Genomic DNA, 23,126 nt, shown 5'->3' with positions numbered 1-23,126 from the left:
GCCCTCTTTCCGCTTACACAGCCGTCCAGATCAGAAGTTTAAAACCGTTTCCAAACCCGGATTCACCTTGGGAGCACATCTTCTGACCTTTAGCTCCCGTCCGGATCTTTTGTGGTTGTTGTACGCGAGCGGGGTTTAGCTCGGGTTTTTGCAGCCGATTTTGCACGAGCCCTTGTCTGGGGTTTTGGTGCAGCTTTTGTTGTCGGCTTTGCTGTGGCCCTTGACCGGGGCTTTGTTACCCGTTTCGTCTCAGGCTTCGCAGCCGGTTCCGCCGCAGGCTTCGCAACCGGTTCCGCCGCAGGCTTCGCAGCCGGTTCCGCCGCAAGCTTTGCAGCCGGTTCCGCCGCAGGCTTCGCAGCCGGTTCCGCCGCAGGCTTCGCAACCGGTTCCGCCGCAGGCTTTGCAGCCGGTTTAACCGCAGGCTTTGCAACCGGTTCCGCCGCAGGCTTCGCAACCGGTTTAACCGCAGGCTTCGCAGCCGGTTCCGCCGCAGGCTTCGCAGCCGGTTCCGCCGCAGGCTTCGCAGCCGGTTTAACCGCAGGCTTTGCAGCCGGTTTAACCGCAGGCTTCGCAGCGGTCTTTGCCGCTAGCAGCTTCCCTTCAATCCGCTCCAAATGCTTGCGAAATGTCGCATTGTCCGGCTGTATACGCACAGCCTTCATGATGTAGGTCCGAGCCGCCTCTAGGTTCTGGTCCGCCACATAGGTCAGCGCAAGCGCCACAAGCGCCTTGGCATATCCTGGTCGCTTATCCAGAATACCGTGACAGATTGCCTTAGCCCGCTCGATCCCTTGTGTCCGGCGCAGAACAAGACTGAGCAACAATAATGTATCGATATCCTCGGTCTGCCCCACCAAAGCCTGAGACAAGACCGGAACCGCCTCTGCATGCCGATCTTGCCGCAACAATGCTTCCCCCAGCAAAACCTGCGCCGCTTCACCGTTAGGATAGGTCTGCAAAGCCTCACGTGCATGCTGCTCAACCGCGCTCCAGTCCGGCCCTTTTTTCCGAGCCGCCCTCAAAGCTGCAAAGCTTTTCTTCGCATATCCTTCTGCCGTCAAAGCACTGCCAGATCCGATATTATAAGAAATCTTCTGCCCCTTGATCAGTTGCCTCAACATCGGCCCCAGCCGCGCCTGACGAGACAGGAAACTTGGCATGATATGCCCGGCCCCGATCATCGAGATCGCCCGTACAGACGCTGTCCGACACAGTTCCCAGGCTGAATACAAATCTGGAACATCCCGCTCGCCGACAACCAGCGTCAAGTCCGGTTTATGCTTCGCCACCAGCGCCCGCAAATCCGGGCAAGTTGCCGGTTTAGTGCCGGTGAAGAAACGGCGGCTTTGTGACGGGGATCGCTGCAGCACAGCGTCTGTAGAAAACGCTAGAATCCGCGCATTCAATAGACAGCCGTAGTGGATCGCTCCGTACCCCCCCATTGAGGTCCCCACCATATAAATTTTCGAAGCCCCGAGCGCTTCTTTCCAAAGTAGAAGCTGTATAACCACAGCCTCTGGACTATCGCCAAAACCCGGAATCCCATATTGATACCAATGGTTTTCACCGTTGTTAAAAAAGAACCGATGCGCCTCCAATTCACGCCCAACCTGAAAGAAGTTGAACGCACCCTCATCTAGATCCTTGGCACCGAAAAACACGATGAGCGGACGGTCCGCTTCCCCGTCCAACGGCAGGATATGATGGCAGGGGCCAGAAAGGCTTGTTGGGTATTTCGAGAGCGATCGCATTAATGTTCCAAATAGTCAGTTTCAGTATACAAACTCAAGATAAGAGCAGCGCCTCCCTTTCGACAAGCCGCAAACCGTTCTTTTGCAATCTATCGAACCAGATCAATCTATTGCGGTCGCAGGTTGCATCCGCCAAAAGGAGGATAACGCCGCGACTGCGGGTCCGTTTGGACTAAGAGTATGGGAACCCGATGACCTTTGAACAGCTACACGCACAGCTCCAATCTAAGGACGCCCTGATCGGCGTGATCGGAATGGGCTATGTCGGCCTGCCTCTGGCCCTGACTTTTGTCGAGGCAGGTGCACGCGTATTGGGCTTTGATCTGGATCCCAGCAAACCCGAGCGGCTAACCCGAGGGGAGACCTATCTCAAGCATATCCCTTCCAGACGGATCACGGATGCCACCGCCACGGGGCGATTGGCTGCTACGTCGGATATGTCCCGCCTGAAAGACGTCGATATCATCCTGATCTGTGTGCCCACGCCACTGACCAAGACGTTGGAACCCGATCTCAGCTTTGTCACCGCCACCGCGACCGAAATCGCCCGCTATCTGTGTCCCGGCCAATTGGTTGTGTTGGAAAGCACAACCTACCCCGGCACCACCGAAGAAGAAGTCCGCCCACTGCTCGAAACCTCGGGCCTGCAGTCGGGGCAAGAGTTCTGGCTGGCGTATTCCCCCGAACGCGAAGATCCCGGTAATGCGCAGTTCGCCACCGCCCAGATCCCCAAGGTTGTTGGTGCCGACGATGATCAGGCGCGCACTTTGGTCGCCGCCCTTTATGGCATTTTCTCTGATCAGGTGGTCGAAGTGTCTTCAAGCCGCGTCGCCGAGGCCACCAAGTTGACCGAAAACATCTTTCGATCGGTCAACATCGCCTTGGCCAACGAGCTTAAGACAGTCTATGGCGCAATGGACATCGACGTCTGGGAAGTGATCGACGCCGCCAAGACCAAACCCTTTGGTTTTATGCCGTTTTATCCCGGCCCCGGGCTTGGTGGGCACTGCATCCCCATTGACCCGTTCTACCTGACCTGGAAGGCGCGCCAATACGGCCAAACCACCCGGTTCATCGAACTCGCCGGTGAAATAAACACCCATATGCCCAACCGCGTGGTCGATGCTCTGGAGCAGCAATTGCAGCAGCAGCAGGCACGAACCCTGAGTAGAGCCAACATCCTGATCATGGGCCTAGCCTATAAGAAGAATGTGGATGATGTCCGCGAAAGCCCGGCTCTGCGGTTGATGGCCCTGTTGGAACAACGCAACGCATCGGTGTCTTATCACGACCCTCTTGCTGCCGAAATCCCATCCACCCGCGAATACCCCGAGCTCACCGGGCGGCGTTCGGTGGCGTGGAACCCTGAACAGTTTGCGATCTATGATGCCGTCGTGATCGTCACCGATCATGATGGCGTTGACTATGCAGCATTGACCCGAACCGCCAAGCTCATCATCGACACCCGCAACGTCTGTGCCCGCACGCTGGATGCGGATATGTCTCGGGTGCACAAGGCCTGACTCAGCATCCCGCGCGGCCCTAACCAGCCGCGCGGGATGCGTATTTTATCCCTTGAGCAGGCTGACGCAGGTCGGCACTCGCCCTTCGATCTCTCCACGCAATGCTGCTGCTGAAATCCGGTCTTCATAGGTGTCATAGATCAGGCGCAAATGCTCAGGGCGCCAATCCGAACCAATCCAAATTTTTCCCGAAGTCTTCTGCGGCTGCCCGGCTGGCAGATCACCCTGTAGCGCCTTGCCCAGCAGAGCCGGAATTTCATCGGCATAGGCTTTCACTGTCCGGGCCGCCAGATCGTGCAGACCGTCCTCAGCATGCAATTCCAGTGCCGCATTCTGGTGAATAACTGCCCCACCATCAATATGCGAGGTGGTTTCGTGCATGGTCACACCCGTCATCTGGGGTTCCAACATATAGCTGGGCCAGAAATGCGTCGTCACGCCGCGATACTGCGGTGAGAACCCGCCATGGGTGTTCCAGAAAGTACACCCTGCTTCGGCAATCAGCTGATCTGTCAGCTTGTGGCATCCATAAGACAGTACCAGATTTGGATTCCCCGCACGAATAAAGTCACGCGTTGCCACATCGTTCAGAGTCTCAGGGGTGACATCCAGAACCCGCAAATCCTTGGGCACGGATGGCGTGCCAAAGAACCGCTCTTCTGCCTCTTCACGGCGCTTGAAGTGCAGATTGAACAAACGCGTAAGATCATCTCCCAACCCGGCAGGAGCTTCAGGCATGAAGGGTTTACGGCGCTCAATAACCCAACCACTCAGCAATCCCGCTTCGGCCAGTTGGTTGGCCAAGTATTTGTGACGGGGGTGGTCCCCCGTAATAACGATCAAGGACATCAGTCACCTATCTTTTCGGTTACAATAATATTCTGTTTCTGCAGCTCAGCGAGAATAGGCAACAGAGCATCCGGACCACAGCCGATTTTGTCTGCAATCTGGTTTAGCCCACGCTGACCGTCCGCCAGTGACAGAAACATCAACAATCGGTTCAGAGTCTGACGCTGGTCCACCGCGTTATCGCTGGAATTACCCCGGTTCATCGGAGAATTCATGGTTGGATACAGCCCCCGCCGGCCCAACTGTGGTTCACCAAACGGTTGGGTATTGCGCAAATTTTGACCTTCATAATCAAACACCTGCATGAATTCTGCCAACACATCCGCGGCCCGCTCCACCTGCTCGATCCTCATAAAACGCTTGTCGTCTCCAGAGGTGTGATACTCCACGAACTGCCCGTAAACGGTTCTAGCCGCCTGAATGATCGGGAAATTGAACCCAGGCGAGCAGAATTGACGTTCATCTGATCCTGAAGTGGGAGTAAAGGGCCGCAGATCGAAGCGATCTGGGTACAAATCGGCGAACTTCCTCGCCAGATTGTCGATGGGACTGGGAGCATCTAGCCAATCTTGGCGCGACAGCTTGAAACTAAGCGACTCGCGATGCCCACCCAAACAGGTCAACACCATGCCGCCACGGATCTTATCCTTAACCTCGTCCCCAAACCGGGAAAGATAAGCAATAGATCCCAACGTTTCAGGGCAGAGCAGGAAGCGATAGGTAAAGTGTCGACGTGGCAAATCCCGAAGGTGCTCATACATCCGCAACAGACCCAGAGGCCCAGACAGCTCATTGTTGGCCATGCTCGGGTGGCACAGATAGGATGAGATCAATACGATTTCATCACTCTCTCCAGGCAAATCACACGTGGCGAAATTGACTTCGCCATCTGTGAACGTCGTCTGGATATCGATCGTGTATTCCCCATCCTCCAGCGCCATGCGCTGGCGATGCGGCAGGCAGAATCCCCAGAGAGGGTTATAATAACTGGTCACATAGGGAATGGCGTCAGGCAGGTGCGGCAGCGAATGCAGGTGCTTCTGCAGCTCCTCCAACTGCATCTTTCCCTGATAAGGTTGGGAATAGTTCACGAGGTGCAGGTTATGATCCGCAAAATCACAGATGACGGCCCCATCTGGTCCCAGCAAACGCGCTGATTGGACTGACCATTCTTGCGGCACAGTCCAGTCCAGCACTTTTGTGCCGCTGGCAACACCATGGATTTCCAATGGCATATGTTCGGCAAAAATAGCCAGGCTCTCTCGCAGACCAGGACCGGTGATACTGCGGCATAGCGGGAAAAGACGGTCGAAAAGGGTCGACAGATCAGAGGTCATATTTATCAATGCCTTATATGTGTTTTGGCGAGAATGGTGGTGTCGGAACCGCGCGATGCGGTCTCGGTTTCCAAAGGAGAGGGCGCAGCAGCCCCCGGGATATGGATATGGGGTTTAGATTCGACCTTCTGCACGACAGGGAATCCCGGCTCAAAGCGTTCGCCAAGCGCCCGCCCGGCAAGCTCAACGACTGCCGCATCCGGAGCCTCCACATGTTTCTGGACATCATCAGAAAACCAATAAGGCGGATAGAGTACCTTGTTAGTCACAGGGCGCGTATGGAACCTATAAGCCTGCGTAAAATCTTCGTTTGCCATGTAGTCCAGCCAGACCGCAGCCCGTTCGCGCAGATCAGTTGCAACCTGAAGCGGTTTTTCAAACCGCACATAAGCCTCAAAGTCCGCCCTATCCTTGGGTGCAGCATGACCGATCGGATAGTCAATCGGAGCAAAATGGCTGGCTAGAACACAAGGGATCCCCATGATTCCTAACTCGATGGCGGTGGTCCCATTGTAAACCAGCCCCATATCCATCCGGTCCTGCATATCATGCATGTCAAACCAACGGTGACCCATGAAAATTGCATTCTCTCCCAACGGTTCTTCAATCAACTCGCGGAAATATTCAGTCGGAAAGGTAGCAATCTGATTGTTCAACTCATGCGGATGCGGCTTGATCAGCAACAACGTATTGCTGCCCTGCACCGCGCGAATACAATGGTTCAACCAGTCTTTCATCGATTGATGCGCCGGACCGCCATCATACGGCACCCCACTGTCGCAGACCACCTTGCCAAAGGCACAAGCAATCTTACCACCTTTGGCCTGCCAAGCCCGGATCCGTGCATCGAGTGCTTCTGCTTCAGGGGGACGCCCTGATGTGCCTTCGGTCGAACGTTTGACCTTAGTCACTCCAATGAACCGCTCCATGATCTCCGAGATATGTGGCTTTCGGCGTTCATAATAGTTCTCGAAATACTCTGGAATCGGAAAACTGCCAGATCGTACCTCGGGATGCTTTGTCACATTTCGAAGCACAAACCGTTGCGAGACATTGGTCGAAAAGTTGGTGAAATAATTCTGGTAACCATTAGCCGCCTGTAAACAAAAGAATTGCTCAGGGTCGCCGTGTTCTTCACAAAAGAACCGCAACAGGGAATCCGGCAGGCGGTAGCTGAACAATGAGATACAACCCGTTGGCAAATTCAGCTCAGCATTCTTTTGGCGCGCATATTGCAACACTCGCCCCTCGGCCCGGGTCCAATCAGCCAACCCGCCCAAATAGTTCTGCAACTCCGGGCATTGCCAGTGGATCGTATAGCGACGCCGGTTGATCGCTGCATCTTCCCACAGCGAATGCCCCAGATCGATCGGACCCCAACGCAGAGTCGCATTCTCCGGCTCGAACACAAAATCTTCAATCTCCGGCATAGCCTCAATGGCATCGTCACTGAGGCAAATATTAGGATTGATGGCTCCGTTCATGACATCGATTTCCTCGATGCCGGTCAACTCTTTAGGCAAGAACCCTTCAACAATAGGCACCACGGCCCAGCCCTTGCGCTTAAGCTCGACTAGGACCATCAGCGGATTGCGTCGCAGTTGGTCGATATTGCGCGGCGTAATCAAGATCACCCCTTTGGGGTTCTGCGGCTGCGGCACCGCCTGGAATTGCTTCGCAGTCTCGATCAGGAATAGCAGCTCGCCCACACGTTTGATCAGGCTGTGGCTGGAATAAGCGTTGACCGTGCTGGGGTTGCTCAACAGCTGGCCATAAACATCCTTAACCAAATCCAGCGCCTCTTTGAAACGCCCCTGACGTTGCAAAATATTGGCGTAATACAGCAAGCCACTGCGCCGATGCAGGTTCTTGGGCAGCACCTTATAAAAGGCATTTGCCTGTTCATATTCGCGCGTGATCATAGCCCAGCGGAAATAGTTCTGCATATCGCGATTGATCTTAGGTTTACTCACCTCGAGGCGTGCCATGATACGCCCAGCCAGCTTCGCCTGAGACACATCGCGGGCAATCATCGCGGGCACTGGCCATAATACGGCAAGCATATCAGGCTGTTCCGACAACGCTTCCATGCGCTGCAGGATCTTAGCTTTCTCATTCTCCATCCCTAGGCGACGTGCCAGCAACAAATAATCGCATAGACCCAAAACCATTTCGGTGTTCTGCTGTGCGCTACGTGAGATGGTGTCATCAAAGAGCGTCTCTAGCTCAACGCTTATTCCGGTCAGACGCGTGCGGGCCAACTCATAAGAGCTGCTATAATCCGGCACATGCCGGACGCTGGCACGCACCATGTCTTGCGCGGCTTTGATCTTGGCCCGCAACGTAGTCGCCTCGGTGAACTCCTCATCGCAGATTGTCAGGTACTTGTCCCGCAACCGGCCTTGCAGGGCCAGCTCCTTAAAGGACTGCATCCGTGAAACCCCATCTTCGGTGGGGACGTCCCCCCCTTTCGCAGGCTTTTTCTTACCAACGGCTTCGGCCAGAAAGCTGTCGTAATCGCCACTCTCATTTGCCCAATCCATAGATTCTCGGGCAATCAAGTCCACCACTCGCCAGCTCTCTTGCAGGATCTTATTGCGACGAGCTTGTAGTATTTCGGGCGCATCATGTGGATTGGCCAATTCTTTCACGGCCATCCGGGCAGCAGGACGATACGCCCCCTTCATTGCACGGCACAGTGTAATGATATGGATGAGGTACGCACTGTCCTTGAAATTTTTCTGCGTCCTGAGAGCCGCTCCCAGAACCCGCCTGCGCCCAGGATCTGACACCATCTGTCGAGCAATCAGCTGCCCCGCCTTGAACGGAGCAGCACGTGTCGTCCGCTCCATCTCGGCCATGAGAGCAAGCAGAGCGTCGTAGTTCTTGTCCTTAATCGGCTCCGCCATAAGTAGGCGCAACCGACGTGCCTGATATTCCGAAGCCCGGGCGAAATCGCCCTGCCCTTCATACGCAGCCTTTTTTAACTTAAGGGTGCGCAGGCAATTTTTATTATACCGCCCAGGCAGATAAAGCACATAACCCGCCAGCTTATATTGCTTGTACCGGATCAACAGCTTGCTCAGGCGCAAAGGGCCGCCATATTGAAGCTTTCGGAGCAACACCGTTTTCAAGCGATATAAACGTTTGCGGATCATGAGGTTTCTCAATTCTGTTCTTGGTCGAGCAGGTCCCAACTCATCGGGGTACCCCGTGCCACATCACGTCCGACCTGACGCCCGATCAGCACGTCATAATGGCGCGGTGCCAAACCCAGACCCGGACGGATCCGGCGTAGATTCTCGGGTGTCAGAACATCCCCAGCCTTCAGATCCTGTGCAATATAAAGCGAGCGACGTTTCTTGCGCCCGGCCTGCTCTGACGCGGTACCACCCCACCAGACCTTGCCCATCGCCTGCGCGGCGCGCTCAGTTTCGACCATCAACGCAGTGAATTCATCTGGCTCCAATGAAAAGGCGCTGTCCACGCCCCCTTCGGATCGGTCGATAATAAAGTGTTTCTCGATCACGCTGGCCCCCAGCGCAGTCGCGGCAACCGACACACCGGTGCCCATCGTGTGATCCGACAGCCCGTAATTCACCCCCCAAGTCTGTCCCAGCAGTGGCATGGTCACCAGATTGGTATTCTCAGGGCTTGCTGGATAAGAAGAGGTGCACTTTAGCAATGTCAGATTAGTACACCCGGCAGATAGCGCAGTCTCAACCGCTTCGCCGATTTCCACTGGCGTTGCCATACCCGTAGAAATGATCATCGGTTTGCCCGTCTCTGCGACGCAACGGACAAGTGGCAAATCAATCGCCTCAAAGGAAGCGATCTTATAGGCGGGTACGTCTAGGCTTTCGAGCAACTCGACCGCATCCTCGGAAAACGGGGTCGAAAAGGCCAGAATGCCTTTTTCCTTAGCCCGATCAAAGATCGGCTTGTGCCATTCCGCCGGGGTTTTAGCCTCTTGATAGAGACTATAGAGCGTGCGCCCAACCCAAAGCGATTTGGGATCAGTGATGGTAAATTCGCCCTCGGACAAATCCAGCGTCATACTATCTGCGGTAAACGTCTGAATTTTGAGCGCATCCGCTCCCGTTGCCGCCGCCGCATCAACAATGGCCAGCGCCCGGTCCAGCGACTGATTGTGGTTGCCCGACATCTCGGCGATAATGAAGGGAGTGCCATCGTTAGCGATCCCGTGGGTCTTACTCAGTTCTTCTCTGAGAGTCAGCATCTGTCTTGTCCTTTATCTCGTCACGGAGCTTAGCCTGCATTTTCCTGGGCTTGCCGGAAATCCGCCAACCCGGCACGCAAATCATAGGCCGGCTCCCAGTCAAGATTGTGTTGTGCCTCATCCAGAGCCATTGCGTTCTTTGGCATCGGGGCATCGCTATCCGTATCATAACGGATGTTCCCCACATTCCCGAAAACATCATTCACGGTTTCAGCAATTTCACCAACAGGAACCGCCCGACCGCCGCCGATGTTGTAAACCCCGGTCGCCACACCACGCAGGGCAGCCAAAAACGCCGAGGTTGCGTCGCGTACATAGAGTTGGTCGATGCGATAATCGGCATTCCCCGTCAACACGATGGTTTCCCCAGCATTTGCCAGACCGATGAATTTCATCAGCGCCGGAGTGCCCTTTTCGCCATGCCCATAAACCGCAGCCAGGCGTAACGATACCGCCGCAGGTCCTTTTGCGCGAGTCTGCATTTCCAAATGCTGCTCGGCCATCAGTTTCGACAGCGCATAGGCATTAATAGGTCGAGTCGGCGCGCTTTCCCGATAGGGCAGACCGCTGCCTGCAGAATAAACTGCGATGGTCGATGCCAACACAATCTTGCTCACTCCATTGGCCTGTGCTGCGGCCACCAAATCACCGATCACGGCCACATTTGGCTCCCAGAACGGAGCCAAATCCATTGGCGCGTCTTCGCGGGTCATACGGCGGCCCGCCAGATGGATCACCGCATCTACCCCCTCCAGCGCTGCTGTCAGGCTATCGCGGCTATAATCGGTTTGGCGGTCCTCTGCCATTTCGGGCGCGCTGCGCCCCAGACGGCGTACCCGATAGCCAGCCGTCTCCAGATCAGCACAAAGATAGCGTCCGATGAAACCCGACGCGCCAGTGACCGCCACCAGACCGGATGTCACCGTACCACTCATGGCGTCACCCGCACATAGTATCCAACCACTTCAAGCGTCCCATTGATCGGACGAATATCGTCTCCGTCCTCGTACCGGTACTCATGATAAAGGGACCCTTCGGGTTCCGGGAATCTGGCCTGATCAAAGGGATCCCCCGGCGCCATTTGCTGGAACATCAGTTCCATGTCACGGCCATGCCGGTCCCCTTCACCGCCATTGGGAAGGGTCTCAGGGCTGCCTTCACCGGTCAGGCAATCCATCGCCATGCCAATCAGGTCCACATTTTCGGCGGCCCGGATCAAGCGCCACATGTGGCAGCCGTCCAAACGCGGAGCGATCTCGACCACACGCGGGCCTTCGGGGGTTACAATCATCTGGCAATACAACACCCCATCACGGGTTCCCATTGCGGCGATGATACCATCCACCAGATCCAACGCCGCGCGCTGATTTTCTTCGCTGACGTCCTTGCACGGCACCAGATGCCCGCGGGGGACACCCAATGCATGAGGTCCATGCACCAGCCGTTCGGACAGTACTTTCATCCGAACTTCACCGTCGCTGACCATCACGTTGCACGAGATTTCAACCCCATCCAGGAAGCCTTCGACAATAGCCCGCTTGCTGCGCGACAGGCTGACGGCCTGCGTGATCGCCGCATTCAGATCTTCGGCGCGATCAATGCGCACCACACCACGCTGTCCCTGCGCATCGGTGGGCTTAACCATGCAGGGAAAATGATCCCAATGCGCGGCCCCCGCCGGTTCGGTTACCTCGATAAACGGCACCGGGCTCAGGTCATGCTCTTTCAGGAATGCTCGGAACGCGGCTTTATTATCCAAAAGTGCGACGAACTCACTGTCATAGAAGTGCGGCAAGCCAAGACGTTCGGCCAGCGCCACAACCGAGGTCATCGCGATATCAGACGAGATCGAATAAACCAGATCCACCTCGTGGCGGCGCGCGGCCTCTTCCAGCGCATCCAGATCAACAATGTTGATCTCTTCGACCACATCGCAGAAGGCCTGACCGGATTCACCCTTGATCGGGGATACCCCAATGACGAACCAGCCGCGATCCTTCATGTGACGGATCAAATCAGCCTGTCCCGCATTGGTGCCCAACACCATGATCTTTTTCTGTGTGCTCATGCGTCTTCTCTTTCCCGTTCCAGCAGGGCCTCGACCAATCGTCTGGTTCCCTGTCCGTCCACCAACTGACGCCCCTTGGCGGCCATCTCAGTCCGCGCGGTGTCATCGCTCACCAAATTTGCCACGGTTTCATACAGTTCTGACACCGTAACCGTTCCAACCTGACCCAGATAGCGGGCTTCAGTCAGATCCTGCCATCCCTGACAAGGCCGTTCCTGATTGGGGGCCAGCCCCATAAAGACGATTGGCAACCCACAGATCGCGGCCTCGTAACTCATCGTGCCCCCACCGATCACAGCCAGATCGCAGTCGCGCATCAACTGGATCATATCAGGTGGGTTCACGTGGAATTCGACCTGCCCCGCAGGCAACGCGGCCACCTTCGCGGCCACGGCCTCGCGGCGTGGATTGCCCGCCCCAGAAACGATCACCAAGGTCACATCCGGCCCCAAACGGCCAGCCAGAGCTTCGATCGTGGTGGCAATAGCACCACGATCATCTCCGCCGCCAAAGGCCGCCAAAATCCGTTGCACAGGGCGCCCGTCAGCCCGTGCCGTGAGACCGGCAAAAGCGGGGCGCAGAACCGCATACTGCGGACCGAACAAGGTCCGGGTCTGCGCCGGGTCCTTCAGCCAAGGCAAATATTGCTCGCGACGTTCATAAGGGCTGGCATTGACCAGCAAATCGGGCTGAAATTCCCAAGGTTTACTGGCATCGAATTGCTGTAACCAACGCAAACCCGCATTCCGCAAAATTTGCTGGTACTCGGGGTCACCGCGATAGTCGTCCATCACTGCGTAAGGTGTGTCATATTTCCGGCACAGCGCCACCAGACGCGCCGCATCTTCGGCGGAACTGCCCCGTTCGGGCACTTCGATCCAATCGGCAAACAGGCTTTCGTCAGCTTCGGTGCGTAGACTATCAGGCGGGCCGAGCAAAACACTCTCGCCTCCCAGTCCCTGCAGATATCGTGCCATTTCGCGACATCGCATGAGATGACCGATACCCACCGTCGCGGAGACGGCACATCGAAACACTATTCTATACGTCATGCCGCCCCGCTTTCCGGGATCAGCACAGACTGCGGCAGATCAAACATAGCTCTTATAATTACTTATAAATTTAGACTTCAAACGTAGGTCTTTCCGTATGTCCATTTCGGTGGGTTTGCAAACAAATTGTCCCCCACCGAACCCAGTTCATTACCCGATCAGGACAGACCCCATTTCAATTTGTCGCGCTGTACCTGTTCCACTGGCAGGATGTCCTGCCCCTTATAAGCCAGCGCCTGATCCACATTACGCACATCCCGACACAGACGACGCAATCCATCTGGTTCCAAGCTGGCGGCGTGATCCGTACCCTTCCAGGTGCGGTCCAAAGTAAAGTGGCGTTCGATATGGCTGAACCGGCCCTTGCCTTCGGATTCCAGACTACGCCCGATTGCCAACGCGGCAACATCTGCTGCAATCCCCAGGTGGTGACCTGAAAAACCGATGCCCTTCACAGTGGTGCCAAATTTCTCCATCAGGGTGCGAATTTCGAACAGGCAAATGTCCTCAAAAGCCACCGGATACCCCGATGTGCAGCTGTAAACGACCAGATCCTGGGCCCGGCCACGGTCCGCATAAAATTGAACCAGCTTGGCAATTTCATCCCCGGTCGACATGCCGGTTGAGACGTGGATCTCGCCTGCGAAATTTTCACACAGGTAATTCTGCAGATCATAATGCAAGTTGGTGGCCGACGGGATCTTAAGCATCGGTGGGTTCAGCGTAGTCATTTCTCGCGCCGAGGTCAGATCCCAGACGCTGGTAGAATAGGCGATGCCATACTCTTTACAGGTGTCGATCAGCTCTTTGTGCTGATCAACGTCCATCTCCAGGAAATCGCGGTGCGCCCCATAGGTATCGCCATAAGCATTCGAAGGCACCGGATGCGGCGTGTCATATTCCACCGGGGACAGCAATTCGCGGTTGTGCCGTTTCTGGAACTTGGCCACATGCGCCCCGCACACGGTGGCTGCAACGCGGATCAGGTCCTTGGCGATATCCATATCGCCCTTATGATTGCATCCGATTTCGGCAATAACCTGTACCGGTGTCTTGTCTAACGCCATATTCAATTCCCAAAATTCATTTTAAAGGATGCCCGTCCACATCCTTATTCTATTTGCATAGGACCTAACTTGAACACCCTACAAGGTCAAACACTCCGCCGGGCAACCTCGGTCAGTTCAGAGCCTGCCAAAGGCGCGTCTTCGCCGAAAATATCATCCAGAACGCGCAGACCTAAATCATGGTCACAGAACATGCTCTCGACCCAGATTCGGTTCGGGGCCCGATAGCGCAGATGCAGCAGATCCTCGAGCGAGACGATCAGATTGCTATCAGCAAACAAATCCCGCATCGGTGGCACCAGCGTGTCAACGTAATTATCCACGTAATCCAGATGCACCATCGTCGGCACGCCAGCCCGGATCAGATCCATCGCCGCCGTTGAAGTACACACAATCCCCAACGCAGCCTGCGCCAGCGCCGTATCCATATCACAGGCCGTCAGCCGCAGATTATCCGGAGCCGCAATAGCTGACATCAAAGACGGATAACTGAACCGCTCCCGGTGCACGTGAGTGGCATTTTCCTCAGGCAGATGGCGCAGCTTGATCCACACCGTCCGATCCGGGTTCTTACGCGCAATCGCTGCCATCACCTGCAACAGGTGCACACGCCCGCGGCGGGTCAGCGGCGATAGGGCCTGACCAAAGAAATAGATGTCTCCCTCGGGCAGGGTTTGCGGAATATCATGTTCAGGGCGTAGGCAAGCGGGATGTCCGAACCCCACGTGCCGGACCTTGACCGAACCACCCATATCCTGCGCTGGCAATTGCTCAGCCTGCAACGCCTTGAACCGGGGCACGAAACTCTCGGGAAACAAATAAACGCTGTCGCAATACAGCCGGTTGCGCATGCCCCGATCCGGGAAAAAATCCAGCCCCGGAAGAAAGGCCATGATCCGGGGGCGATGCGCTAGGTCGCGATAGGCCGGGTCCTGCAACAACAGGGTCAATGCCCGCGGCACCTTGCAAACGATGATCGCATCCAGATCCGCGGAACACGCCGCACGGTTCAGCTCTGGCAAATCCAGCAGCTGATAATCACCTTTGGGGATGTGCAGGTCCAACTGACGCGGCGACAGGGCCATCTCGTCCTTGAAACAGCCCAATACGACTTTGGCGGTTGAGTCAGCGGCCTGCAACAGCGCCCGCATACGGGTGGCAAAGAACAACGTGGAATCGTCGCCAAACAAAATCAAAATACGGCGGGGCCGGGTCATGAGCCTGTGTGATCTCCGGCTTCAAAGGCGGCAAGAATGCGCTGTTGTTGTTTATTGTGATGTCGGTTCGCAGCGCGCAAATGCGCCGGTGACGGGATCCATTCATAGAGCGGAGCAGCCAGCCGGATCAATCGTTTTCCCTGACGTTTGATCCCCCGCAACAGACGCCATAAAGCCCTGCCCAGAGACGTTTTCTTTAGCTGTGAAAGCATTTATGAAACCGGCAAATCTGAAACCTGAGGAGGATTTACACAGCACCCTGTGCTTTGTAAAGGTAACCTAGGCTGGCGGGTCCGTGGCGTGCCCTATCCGCATGTCTGCAGTACAGCACATACAAAACCACAGGCACCGAAATGACCAGCACCACATGTGACCCTACGACAACCGCCTGTGTGATCCTTGCCCGTGGTGGGTCCAAAGGTGTTCCCGGCAAGAATCTGCGCCCAATCGGTGGTATCTCATTGATCGGCCGCGCAGTGCGCGCCGCGCGCGCTGCCCCCTCTGTGGCAGAGGTTTACGTCTCAACCGATGACGCCGCCATCGCCGCCGAATCCCGTCTGCATGGCGCCCGTATCGTTGACCGCCCAGCAGAGCTGGCTGATGATACCGCCAGCTCTGAAGCCGGTTGGTTGCACAGCCTAGGGCAGATTCGCGCCGATCTGCCAGGGCTCAGCCAACTGGTGTTCTTGCAATGCACCTCGCCCTTTACCACCGGTGCCGATATTGAATCCTGCCTCAGCGCGATGCGGGACCAGCACGCCGATTGTGCCCTCTCTGTCATCGAAGACCATTCGTTCCTTTGGCGCCCCGACACCGACGGGTCTGGCGTTGGCATCAACCATGATGAAACCGCCCCCCGCCAACGTCGTCAGGACCTGCCACCCGCCTTTCGCGAAAGCGGGGCCATCTACACAGTGGATGCTGCCGCCTTTGAACGCACGGGCACCCGGTTTTGTGGCAAAGTTGCTCTGTGTCCCGTCCTGCATCCGCCGATTGAAATCGACTCGGTGCACGATCTGGCATTGTGCAATCATATTGCCCAGGCCACAGCCTCCAGCATGTCTCTCCTGCCAGAACACCTGTCTGAGATCCGCGCAGTCGTGATGGATTTCGACGGGGTTCATACGGACAATCTGGTAACCACGGACCAGAACGGAATCGAAAGCGTCCGCACCTCGCGGGGCGATGGCATGGGCCTATCCCTGCTCCGGCAGGCTGGACGCTGGCACCTGATGATCCTGTCCAAAGAACGCAATCCAGTGGTGCTACGGCGCGCCGACAAACTTGGGATCGAAGTGCATCATGCCATCGATGACAAGGTGGCGGCCCTTGGTCCCTGGCTGGCAGAACGCGGACTCGACTGGAAACAACTGCTCTATGTGGGCAACGACATCAACGACCGGGCCGCGATGGCCCGCGCCGGATTGGCGGCCTGTCCGTCGGATTCCCATCCGGACATTCTCGGCATAGCTGATTGGATCCTGCCCCACCCCGGTGGCCACGGCGCCCTGCGCGCCATGAGCGATGCCCTTCTGGCGCATACGGTCAAGCCGCAATGACCTCCAAGACTTATGTGGTTGCAGGCAGTGGCCTCTCACTGACGCGTGTGCGCTCAGGGCAGGTGTTAACCAGCGACCAGATCATACGCACCAACAACTTCTTTTTTGAACCGCTAGCCTATCTGGGGAAACGGGTCGACATGGCCTTCATGGGGGGCGACCCTCGGATCGCACCTTTCATGTTTGAAACCCTCTGGCGCATCCGCGCGGATTACGATTTGCGGGCTTGGACCAGCCACAACCCAAAGGTCATTCGCGCAGGACAGCGCCGATTTGGCCCGCTCTATCAACCCATGCGCTATCGCGATGCAGCCATCGAGACCGAGGTCGCCACCCTGATGGCCCACCACGACCGCAAGCCAACCACTGGCCTTTATGCGGTGTTAATGGCGCACGCGATGGGAGCCGAACGCATCATTCTAGCTGGGATCGACTTTTACAATGGTGCACAGCGCTATCCGTTTGAGCCGGGTCGCCACTACAAAGATCTGATGGGGCAGGATCTGAATACCCGTGGCATGGATCACCATCTACATGATCCCGCCTTGGACCTTGCTATTCTGGAGGCCCTCCTCCGCCGCGGCGATGTCGAGCTGTCCTGCATCGCAGAAGGGTCACTGCTGGACACGTTGATGCCCTGCGCCCCCCTGCGCCCGGGTGATCCCGTTGTGCAAACACCGCGTACCCCGCCAACGGATTGGGTTGCACGCGCCGGGATCTATCCCATCGCCTGGCTCAAACTGCTACGCCGGGCCAGCGCTTGGCGGCGGCAACTCGGCAAAGACCGCCCCCAGTGACACCTCCCTTCGCCCTCTCGCATACAGATCTGCACCACTGGCTGCATCACCACGCCCTGCCACTCTGGTCCGGGACGGGCGTCGATACCGCCACCAGCACCGTCTGGGAGGCGCTGGATCACTCGGGTCAACCCTGCACTGCCCTCCCTCGGCGCCTGCGGGTGCAATTGCGGCAAGCCTATTGTTTCGCCCGCACCGAGGACCCTGTATTGCAAGCCCGTGCGGTACAGCTGTTTCACTTTGCCATGACCCGGGGCTTTGATCCCGACAGCGGTCATCTCGCGGCATTGCTGGCCCCGGATTTAACAATCCTACAAGCCCCTCATGCGCTTTATGACTTGGCTTTTCTACTGCTTGCTGCTGCTGCCCTGATCGAGGCCGGTCATGCGGATCACGTTGATCTTGCCCCGCTTGATGACGCACTTGACCGCCTGCAGGCCCAACGCGGATGGCACGCAGATGCCGCCCATAGCCTGCCACGCGGCCAGAATGCGCATATGCACCTGTTCGAGGCGACCACCGCGCTTTTTGCGGCCACTGGGACGCCCCGCTATCGCGACATTGCCGAGACCTGCCTGTCCCTGTTTCGGGACAAGTTTCAGCAGCCCGGCGGCCGGGTGCTCGAATTCTTCGATGTCAAATGGATCCCGTTGGACACCACCATACAGACGACCGAACCCGGGCATATGGCCGAATGGATTTATCTGATTGACCACTACGAGACTGTAACCGGGCGCGCCTCAGGCGTGGATTTGCAGTCGCTCTTTTCCACCGTATTGGCTGCACGTGATGGCTTTGGTCTGTTGCCTGACAGATTGGACCCCACCTGCCGAACGCGGCGGCTCTGGCCACAAACCGAATTGCTCAAGGCGGCGTTGGTGATGCGGCGACGAGGTATCCGGGGCGATAACGCGGCTGCCCCCGAGCAGATCCTCGCCGTGATGTGGCAACAATATATGGAAACGGATGTGCCCGGCGGATGGTATGACTGCCGCGACCGGGACGGTAACTTGCTCTCGGACACCATGCCCGCCTCAAGCTTATATCATGTGCTAAGCGCGGTTTTGATGATGTTGCAAGACGGCGCGGTCTCCCCCGCCGTCCTCTCTTCTTAAAACACAAACCCGTCGCGTTACTGATGCAACGCAGATCTTTTGCGTTATTCGACGGTCACTGATTTCGCCAGATTACGCGGTTGGTCCACATCCGTGCCTTTCTCCACCGCAGTGTGATAGGCTAACAGTTGCACCGCCACCGCATAAACGATTGGTGCAAAGGGGCCATCTACCCGCGGCATGGCCACGGTCTGCCAACTGCCGTCTCCAGCCTTGTTGATGCCTGCCGCATCGCTGACCATCACGATCTTGCCACCGCGTGCTCTGACCTCTTCCATATTCGATACAGTCTTGTCGAACATGTTGTCAGCAGGCGTTAACACGACCACTGGCATATCTTTGTCGATCAACGCGATCGGGCCATGTTTCAGTTCGCCGCTGGCATAGCCTTCGGCGTGGATATAGCTAATTTCCTTGAGCTTGAGCGCCCCCTCCAGTGCCAGTGGGTACATCGCCCCCCGCCCCAGAAAGATCGCATCCTTGTACTGGGCCAGCTGCGCACTGATGGCCTGCACCTGCGGCTCACAGGTCATCGCATCCGCCACCTGTCCCGGCACCCGCATCAGCTGATCAACATGTTCCGCCAAAGCGGCCCCATCCAGCACCTCGCGCTGGCGTGCGGCCTGCAAAGCCAACGCCGCCAGAACCATCAGCTGGCAAGTAAAGGCCTTGGTCGAGGCCACCCCGATTTCAGGCCCTGCCAGAATTGGCAGCACAACATCGCTTTCACGCGCAATCGAGCTTTCGGCAACGTTCACGATCGAAACGATCTTGCCCACCTTACCTGCGCAATAGCGCAGCGCCGCCAACGTATCGGCGGTTTCACCTGACTGACTCACAAACAAGGCCAGCGTGCGATCTGAAACCGGGGGCTCACGGTAACGGAACTCAGAGGCGATATCGACTTCGACGGGCAATTTGGCGATCTGTTCGAACCAGTATTTGGCTGTAAAGCACGCCAGTGATGCCGTGCCACATGCCACCATAACCACCCGGTCGATCCCACTGAAATCCAATCCGGTCTCCAGCGTATGCTGGCCTTCGCGATTGCTCAGGTAATATTTTACTGCTGCGCCCAGCACCGTGGACTGTTCAGCAATTTCCTTGGCCATAAAGTGGCGGTATCCACCTTTGTCAGCCGCAGAAGCATCCACATTGACGGTTTTACAGACCCGCTCGACCGGTTGCTGCGCCTCATCAAGAAAGCTGGCCCCCGCGCGCGTGACAATGGCAATGTCGCCCTCTTCCAGATAGGTGATCTGATCGGTCATCGGCGCAAGTGCCAAAGCATCTGAGCCCACGAACATCTCACCTTCCCCCCAGCCAATGGCCAACGGGCTGCCCTTACGGGCTGCTACGATCAGATCTTCTTCACCGTCAAACAGGAAACACAGCGCATAAGCCCCTTCAAGACGCGCAATCGTTGCTTTTGCGGCCTCCTCCGGGGTGCTCCCTTGGCTCAGGAACCAATCACACAACATCGCAACCGTTTCAGTATCGGTCTCGGTTTCGGCGGTCATCTGTTTGTCAGCCAAAAAGGCCCGCAACTCGCGAAAGTTCTCGATGATCCCGTTGTGCACCACGGCTACCTTGCCACGAGCGTGGGGATGGGCATTTTCCGTGGTCGCTGCACCATGGGTGGCCCACCGAGTATGTCCAATGCCCGAAGTGCCCGCCAGCGGCTCATGCACCAGCAGATCATTCAGATTGATCAACTTACCTAAAGCACGACGGCGATCCAATCGTCCGGCGTCAACAGTTGCAATTCCAGCGCTGTCATAGCCCCGGTATTCGAGACGCTTCAGCCCCTCAACTAGGATCGGTGCAGCCTGGTGATGGCCCAATACTCCGACAATTCCACACATAATGCATGCACTCCGATTAAAATTTATTTCAGCGCTTTAGCCTTGATATCCAGCAACCGCGCCCGCAACCGCCGGGCAAGACCCGGTTTATTTTCCTGTTTGGCCCGGGTCACAGCCAGAGCGCCCTCAGGCACATCTGCCGCGATCACGGAGCCCGCACCGACCAAAGCTTCGGCCCCGATCGACACAGGAGCCACCAGAGACGAATTCGACCCGATAAAGGCTTTTTCACCAATAATCGTCTGATGCTTGAGCACCCCGTCATAATTACAGGTAATTGTACCCGCGCCAATGTTTGCCTCGGCACCCACTGTAGCATCCCCGATATAACTCAGGTGATTGACCTTGGCGCCCGCCGCGATCTGAACTTTTTTGGTTTCAACAAAATTACCAATCTTCACGTTCTCAGCCAGCTCGCTGCCCGGACGCAGGCGGGCATAGGGCCCAACAACACTGCCCTGCCCTACGCGGCAGCCTTCGAAATGGCTGAAGGCACGCAGAGTGACACCATCTTCGATCACCACACCGGGACCAAAGACAACGTTCGGTTCGATCAATACGTCGCGCCCGACCTGTGTATCATAAGCAAACTGCACGGTTTCAGGGGCAACCAAAGTGGCTCCTTCGGCCATCGCCTGTTGACGGCGCTGCGCCTGAAAAACGGCCTCAGCTCCGGCCAGATCGATGCGCGAGTTCACGCCCAACGTCTCGGTCTCGTCACAGGTCACAGCAGCACACTGCTTGCCCGCAGCATTCGCGATCGAAACGATGTCTGTCAGATAGTATTCGCCGCTGGCATTGTCATTGCCGACCTGTGCAATCAAATCAAACAACGTGGCGCTGTCAGCGCAGACCACACCGGAATTGCACAGCGTAATCTCAAGTTGCTCAAGGGTGGCATCCTTGGCTTCAACGATACTGATCAGCCGGTCATTTTCGACCACCAACCGACCGTACTTACCCGGCACTGCAGCTTCAAACCCCAGCATCACCACATCGGCGCCATCAGCCCGCGCCGCTTGCATCGCACGCAGCGTATCGACGCTCACGAATGGCGTATCACCGTACAAAACAATGGCATCGCCCTCGAACTCCGCAAGCGCCGCTCGGGCCTGATCCACAGCATGGGCTGTGCCCAACTGCTCAACCTGCAAAACGACTTCGACTGACGGATCATGCGCCTGCACACGATCACGAACCAGATCGGCACCATGCCCGGCAACCACAACACGCCGACTAGGGGACAGCGGCGTTCCGGCTTCAAGAGCATGAACCACCAAAGGGGCTCCGGCGATGGGGTGTAACACCTTGGGCAGATCCGAACGCATCCGCGTCCCTTTACCTGCAGCGAGAATAATAAGGGCAAGTGTCATAATAATATTCTTTTAATAAGCCGGTTCATTCCTGTCGCAGTCCTAGCCAGAATCCCCTTCTTTGCCAAGCGACGGATACCCATTTGGCAACTTTGTTTCAGCCCGTGGCAGGAACACGCCGCCCTGCCCCAAGCCCCCTCCGACGGTACCGGCCATCGGAGGACACGTTTCTGGTCACTTAGTCATGCGATCCACGGCCAGAGCTTACAGAACCCCGGCGCTACTAAAGACACCAAAGAAGTTACCAATGACCTTGGAAATGGTCAGGGCATCATTAATCGGAGATTCAGTTGCCAGCACCAGATCATTGGGATTGATCTCAAAGTTACGAGCTGAAAACAGCCCATCAAACGTGGTCAAATCAACCGAGAACACAACCCGCGTATTACGGGGCCCCCGCTCCCCCGGCAACACTGCCGATGATGGGTATTCACGTAGAATCAAAAGTCCCTTGGGGTCAGCGCGGGTTTCGTTCACACCACCGATGATCGACACGGCGTCCATTGCCGACAAATTGTCCCGCGTGAAGGTATGCAGGTCTTCAGTGCCAGTGGCGCCAAAAGACAGAAAATACCGCTTGTCCGCCTCGACAAATACCTGATCTCCACCACGCAGCAGCGTGTCAAAGTTGGGACTGTCCAGCAACTTTTCGACCGAAGTGCCGAAAATGGAGTTTCCCCGCACCAAACGAATCTGCGGGTTGTTCAACCTCTGATCGACCCCTCCGCCATCCGACAACAGACTGCGGATTGTATAGTTGCGATCAGGCATCCGGTACGAGCCCGGCTCGTTCACGCCCCCGACCAACTCAACCGAATTCCCGCGCCCTTCTTTCATACTCAGTTGCACCTGAACCGAAGGAACAATCGCCTCGAGATCACTCTGCAATTGCTCACGCGCCAGATCTGGCGTCAGACCAATCACGCTGACATTCCCCACATAAGGCACAAACACGGTCCCATTCGAGGCCACCCGCACCTGCTCCAGTGGGACAACCCGCTGCAAATCCGTCGTCAGCAATGAATTTTCGCTGCTGTCCCAAATATTCAACGTCAGCACATCACCAGCCCGGATGATCTGCGTGTTTGCGCCCTGACTTTTCGAGATCCACGGCAAGCGCTCTTGGGTGCCCGTCGCAGGCCAGTGTTTCACCGTCGGTAAAAAGGCCCTATTGACCAAGTAGATGGCAAATTCGCCATTATCTTCCTGCACTTGGTCGATAATCTCATTGCTCGCTGGAGCACCTGCAGGCAGCCGTCCACAAGCAGTAAAAATCAAGCTCACACAACAACATAGAGCAAACTTCACGAGTA

The 23,126-nt window shown here is 56.5% G+C and carries 17 protein-coding genes; 4 read left to right on the top strand and 13 right to left on the bottom strand.

Annotated features, from left to right (window positions below; genetic code table 11):
- Positions 1–89: 89 nt before the first annotated feature.
- Entirely contained in the window at positions 90–1,751 is a 1,662-nt protein-coding gene (locus tag ABWV33_RS21720; protein ID WP_353333760.1) for a hypothetical protein, read from the bottom strand.
- A 191-nt stretch (positions 1,752–1,942) separates the two neighbouring features.
- On the opposite strand from ABWV33_RS21720, the gene ABWV33_RS21715 reads away from it, so the two are divergent.
- Entirely contained in the window at positions 1,943–3,274 is a 1,332-nt protein-coding gene (locus tag ABWV33_RS21715; RefSeq protein ID WP_353333758.1) for a nucleotide sugar dehydrogenase, read from the top strand.
- 45 nt (positions 3,275–3,319) lie between these two features.
- Here ABWV33_RS21715 and ABWV33_RS21710 read toward each other — a convergent pair whose 3' ends face one another.
- From ABWV33_RS21710 to ABWV33_RS21670, 9 genes are all read right to left on the bottom strand, one after another.
- Positions 3,320–4,123 carry a formyl transferase gene (locus tag ABWV33_RS21710; protein ID WP_113825739.1) on the bottom strand — a complete coding sequence of 268 codons (804 nt, stop codon included), beginning with the start codon at positions 4,121–4,123 and terminating at the stop codon, positions 3,320–3,322.
- Positions 4,123–5,460 (bottom strand): DUF4910 domain-containing protein, encoded by a 1,338-nt coding sequence (locus ABWV33_RS21705; protein ID WP_113825740.1) that lies wholly within the window; start codon positions 5,458–5,460, stop codon positions 4,123–4,125. The genes ABWV33_RS21710 and ABWV33_RS21705 overlap by 1 nt, the downstream gene beginning before the upstream one ends.
- Before the next feature lie 5 nt (positions 5,461–5,465).
- Positions 5,466–8,618, bottom strand: a complete 3,153-nt coding sequence (locus ABWV33_RS21700; RefSeq protein WP_353333755.1) for a hypothetical protein — start codon at positions 8,616–8,618, stop codon at positions 5,466–5,468.
- An 8-nt stretch (positions 8,619–8,626) separates the two neighbouring features.
- Positions 8,627–9,700 carry a pseudaminic acid synthase gene (pseI, locus tag ABWV33_RS21695; protein WP_164621637.1) on the bottom strand — a complete coding sequence of 358 codons (1,074 nt, stop codon included), beginning with the start codon at positions 9,698–9,700 and terminating at the stop codon, positions 8,627–8,629.
- Between the two features lie 29 nt (positions 9,701–9,729).
- Positions 9,730–10,635 (bottom strand): NAD-dependent epimerase/dehydratase family protein, encoded by a 906-nt coding sequence (locus tag ABWV33_RS21690; protein ID WP_353333753.1) that lies wholly within the window; start codon positions 10,633–10,635, stop codon positions 9,730–9,732.
- A complete protein-coding gene (locus ABWV33_RS21685; protein WP_353333751.1) occupies positions 10,632–11,768 on the bottom strand; it encodes an ATP-grasp domain-containing protein in 1,137 nt (378 codons plus the stop codon). Before ABWV33_RS21685 ends, ABWV33_RS21690 begins: the two co-directional genes overlap by 4 nt.
- Entirely contained in the window at positions 11,765–12,745 is a 981-nt protein-coding gene (locus ABWV33_RS21680; protein ID WP_353333749.1) for a PseG/SpsG family protein, read from the bottom strand. Before ABWV33_RS21680 ends, ABWV33_RS21685 begins: the two co-directional genes overlap by 4 nt.
- A gap of 233 nt (positions 12,746–12,978) precedes the next feature.
- A complete protein-coding gene (locus ABWV33_RS21675) occupies positions 12,979–13,887 on the bottom strand; it encodes an N-acetylneuraminate synthase family protein (RefSeq protein ID WP_113825746.1) in 909 nt (302 codons plus the stop codon).
- A gap of 86 nt (positions 13,888–13,973) precedes the next feature.
- On the bottom strand, positions 13,974–15,104 hold the full coding sequence (locus ABWV33_RS21670) for a DUF6716 putative glycosyltransferase (RefSeq protein ID WP_215193877.1): 1,131 nt from the start codon (positions 15,102–15,104) through the stop codon (positions 13,974–13,976).
- A 353-nt stretch (positions 15,105–15,457) separates the two neighbouring features.
- Here ABWV33_RS21670 and ABWV33_RS21665 point away from each other — a divergent pair, with 353 nt between their 5' ends.
- The 3 genes from ABWV33_RS21665 to ABWV33_RS21655 are packed head-to-tail and all read left to right on the top strand — an operon-like array spanning position 15,458 to position 18,575.
- Positions 15,458–16,663: a cytidylyltransferase domain-containing protein gene (locus ABWV33_RS21665; protein ID WP_353333746.1), complete on the top strand. Its 1,206-nt coding sequence runs from the start codon at positions 15,458–15,460 to the stop codon at positions 16,661–16,663.
- Positions 16,660–17,460 (top strand): alpha-2,3-sialyltransferase, encoded by an 801-nt coding sequence (locus ABWV33_RS21660; protein ID WP_121998590.1) that lies wholly within the window; start codon positions 16,660–16,662, stop codon positions 17,458–17,460. Before ABWV33_RS21665 ends, ABWV33_RS21660 begins: the two co-directional genes overlap by 4 nt.
- Positions 17,457–18,575 (top strand): AGE family epimerase/isomerase, encoded by a 1,119-nt coding sequence (locus ABWV33_RS21655; protein WP_353333744.1) that lies wholly within the window; start codon positions 17,457–17,459, stop codon positions 18,573–18,575. The genes ABWV33_RS21660 and ABWV33_RS21655 overlap by 4 nt, the downstream gene beginning before the upstream one ends.
- A 44-nt stretch (positions 18,576–18,619) precedes the next feature.
- Here the strand turns inward: ABWV33_RS21655 and glmS are convergent, their stop codons facing one another.
- From glmS to ABWV33_RS21640, 3 genes are all read right to left on the bottom strand, one after another.
- On the bottom strand, positions 18,620–20,440 hold the full coding sequence (glmS, locus tag ABWV33_RS21650) for a glutamine--fructose-6-phosphate transaminase (isomerizing) (protein ID WP_353333742.1): 1,821 nt from the start codon (positions 20,438–20,440) through the stop codon (positions 18,620–18,622).
- 23 nt (positions 20,441–20,463) lie between these two features.
- Positions 20,464–21,813: a bifunctional UDP-N-acetylglucosamine diphosphorylase/glucosamine-1-phosphate N-acetyltransferase GlmU gene (glmU, locus tag ABWV33_RS21645; protein WP_353333740.1), complete on the bottom strand. Its 1,350-nt coding sequence runs from the start codon at positions 21,811–21,813 to the stop codon at positions 20,464–20,466.
- A gap of 204 nt (positions 21,814–22,017) precedes the next feature.
- Positions 22,018–23,097 carry a polysaccharide biosynthesis/export family protein gene (locus ABWV33_RS21640; RefSeq protein WP_258547109.1) on the bottom strand — a complete coding sequence of 360 codons (1,080 nt, stop codon included), beginning with the start codon at positions 23,095–23,097 and terminating at the stop codon, positions 22,018–22,020.
- Between the last annotated feature and the right edge of the window lie 29 nt (positions 23,098–23,126).

It is taken from the genome of Phaeobacter sp. NW0010-22, assembly GCF_040365955.1.
Classification (GTDB): Bacteria; Pseudomonadota; Alphaproteobacteria; order Rhodobacterales; family Rhodobacteraceae; genus OMPR01.
This window is presented reverse-complemented; position numbering and strand designations above follow the sequence as displayed.

What these genes read in the sequence shown, in the direction of transcription:
- ABWV33_RS21680 (WP_353333749.1), bottom strand. Translation starts at nt 12,745, where the DNA reads ATGGCACGATATCTGCAGGGACTGGGAGGCGAGAGTGTTTTGCTCGGC.
- ABWV33_RS21660 (WP_121998590.1), top strand. Translation starts at nt 16,660, where the DNA reads ATGACCTCCAAGACTTATGTGGTTGCAGGCAGTGGCCTCTCACTGACG.
- ABWV33_RS21685 (WP_353333751.1), bottom strand. Translation starts at nt 11,768, where the DNA reads ATGAGCACACAGAAAAAGATCATGGTGTTGGGCACCAATGCGGGACAG.
- ABWV33_RS21710 (WP_113825739.1), bottom strand. Translation starts at nt 4,123, where the DNA reads ATGTCCTTGATCGTTATTACGGGGGACCACCCCCGTCACAAATACTTG.
- ABWV33_RS21720 (WP_353333760.1), bottom strand. Translation starts at nt 1,751, where the DNA reads ATGCGATCGCTCTCGAAATACCCAACAAGCCTTTCTGGCCCCTGCCAT.
- ABWV33_RS21665 (WP_353333746.1), top strand. Translation starts at nt 15,458, where the DNA reads ATGACCAGCACCACATGTGACCCTACGACAACCGCCTGTGTGATCCTT.
- ABWV33_RS21705 (WP_113825740.1), bottom strand. Translation starts at nt 5,460, where the DNA reads ATGACCTCTGATCTGTCGACCCTTTTCGACCGTCTTTTCCCGCTATGC.
- ABWV33_RS21715 (WP_353333758.1), top strand. Translation starts at nt 1,943, where the DNA reads ATGACCTTTGAACAGCTACACGCACAGCTCCAATCTAAGGACGCCCTG.
- pseI (WP_164621637.1), bottom strand. Translation starts at nt 9,700, where the DNA reads ATGCTGACTCTCAGAGAAGAACTGAGTAAGACCCACGGGATCGCTAAC.
- ABWV33_RS21675 (WP_113825746.1), bottom strand. Translation starts at nt 13,887, where the DNA reads ATGGCGTTAGACAAGACACCGGTACAGGTTATTGCCGAAATCGGATGC.
- glmU (WP_353333740.1), bottom strand. Translation starts at nt 21,813, where the DNA reads ATGACACTTGCCCTTATTATTCTCGCTGCAGGTAAAGGGACGCGGATG.
- ABWV33_RS21700 (WP_353333755.1), bottom strand. Translation starts at nt 8,618, where the DNA reads ATGATCCGCAAACGTTTATATCGCTTGAAAACGGTGTTGCTCCGAAAG.
- ABWV33_RS21670 (WP_215193877.1), bottom strand. Translation starts at nt 15,104, where the DNA reads ATGACCCGGCCCCGCCGTATTTTGATTTTGTTTGGCGACGATTCCACG.
- glmS (WP_353333742.1), bottom strand. Translation starts at nt 20,440, where the DNA reads ATGTGTGGAATTGTCGGAGTATTGGGCCATCACCAGGCTGCACCGATC.
- ABWV33_RS21690 (WP_353333753.1), bottom strand. Translation starts at nt 10,635, where the DNA reads ATGAGTGGTACGGTGACATCCGGTCTGGTGGCGGTCACTGGCGCGTCG.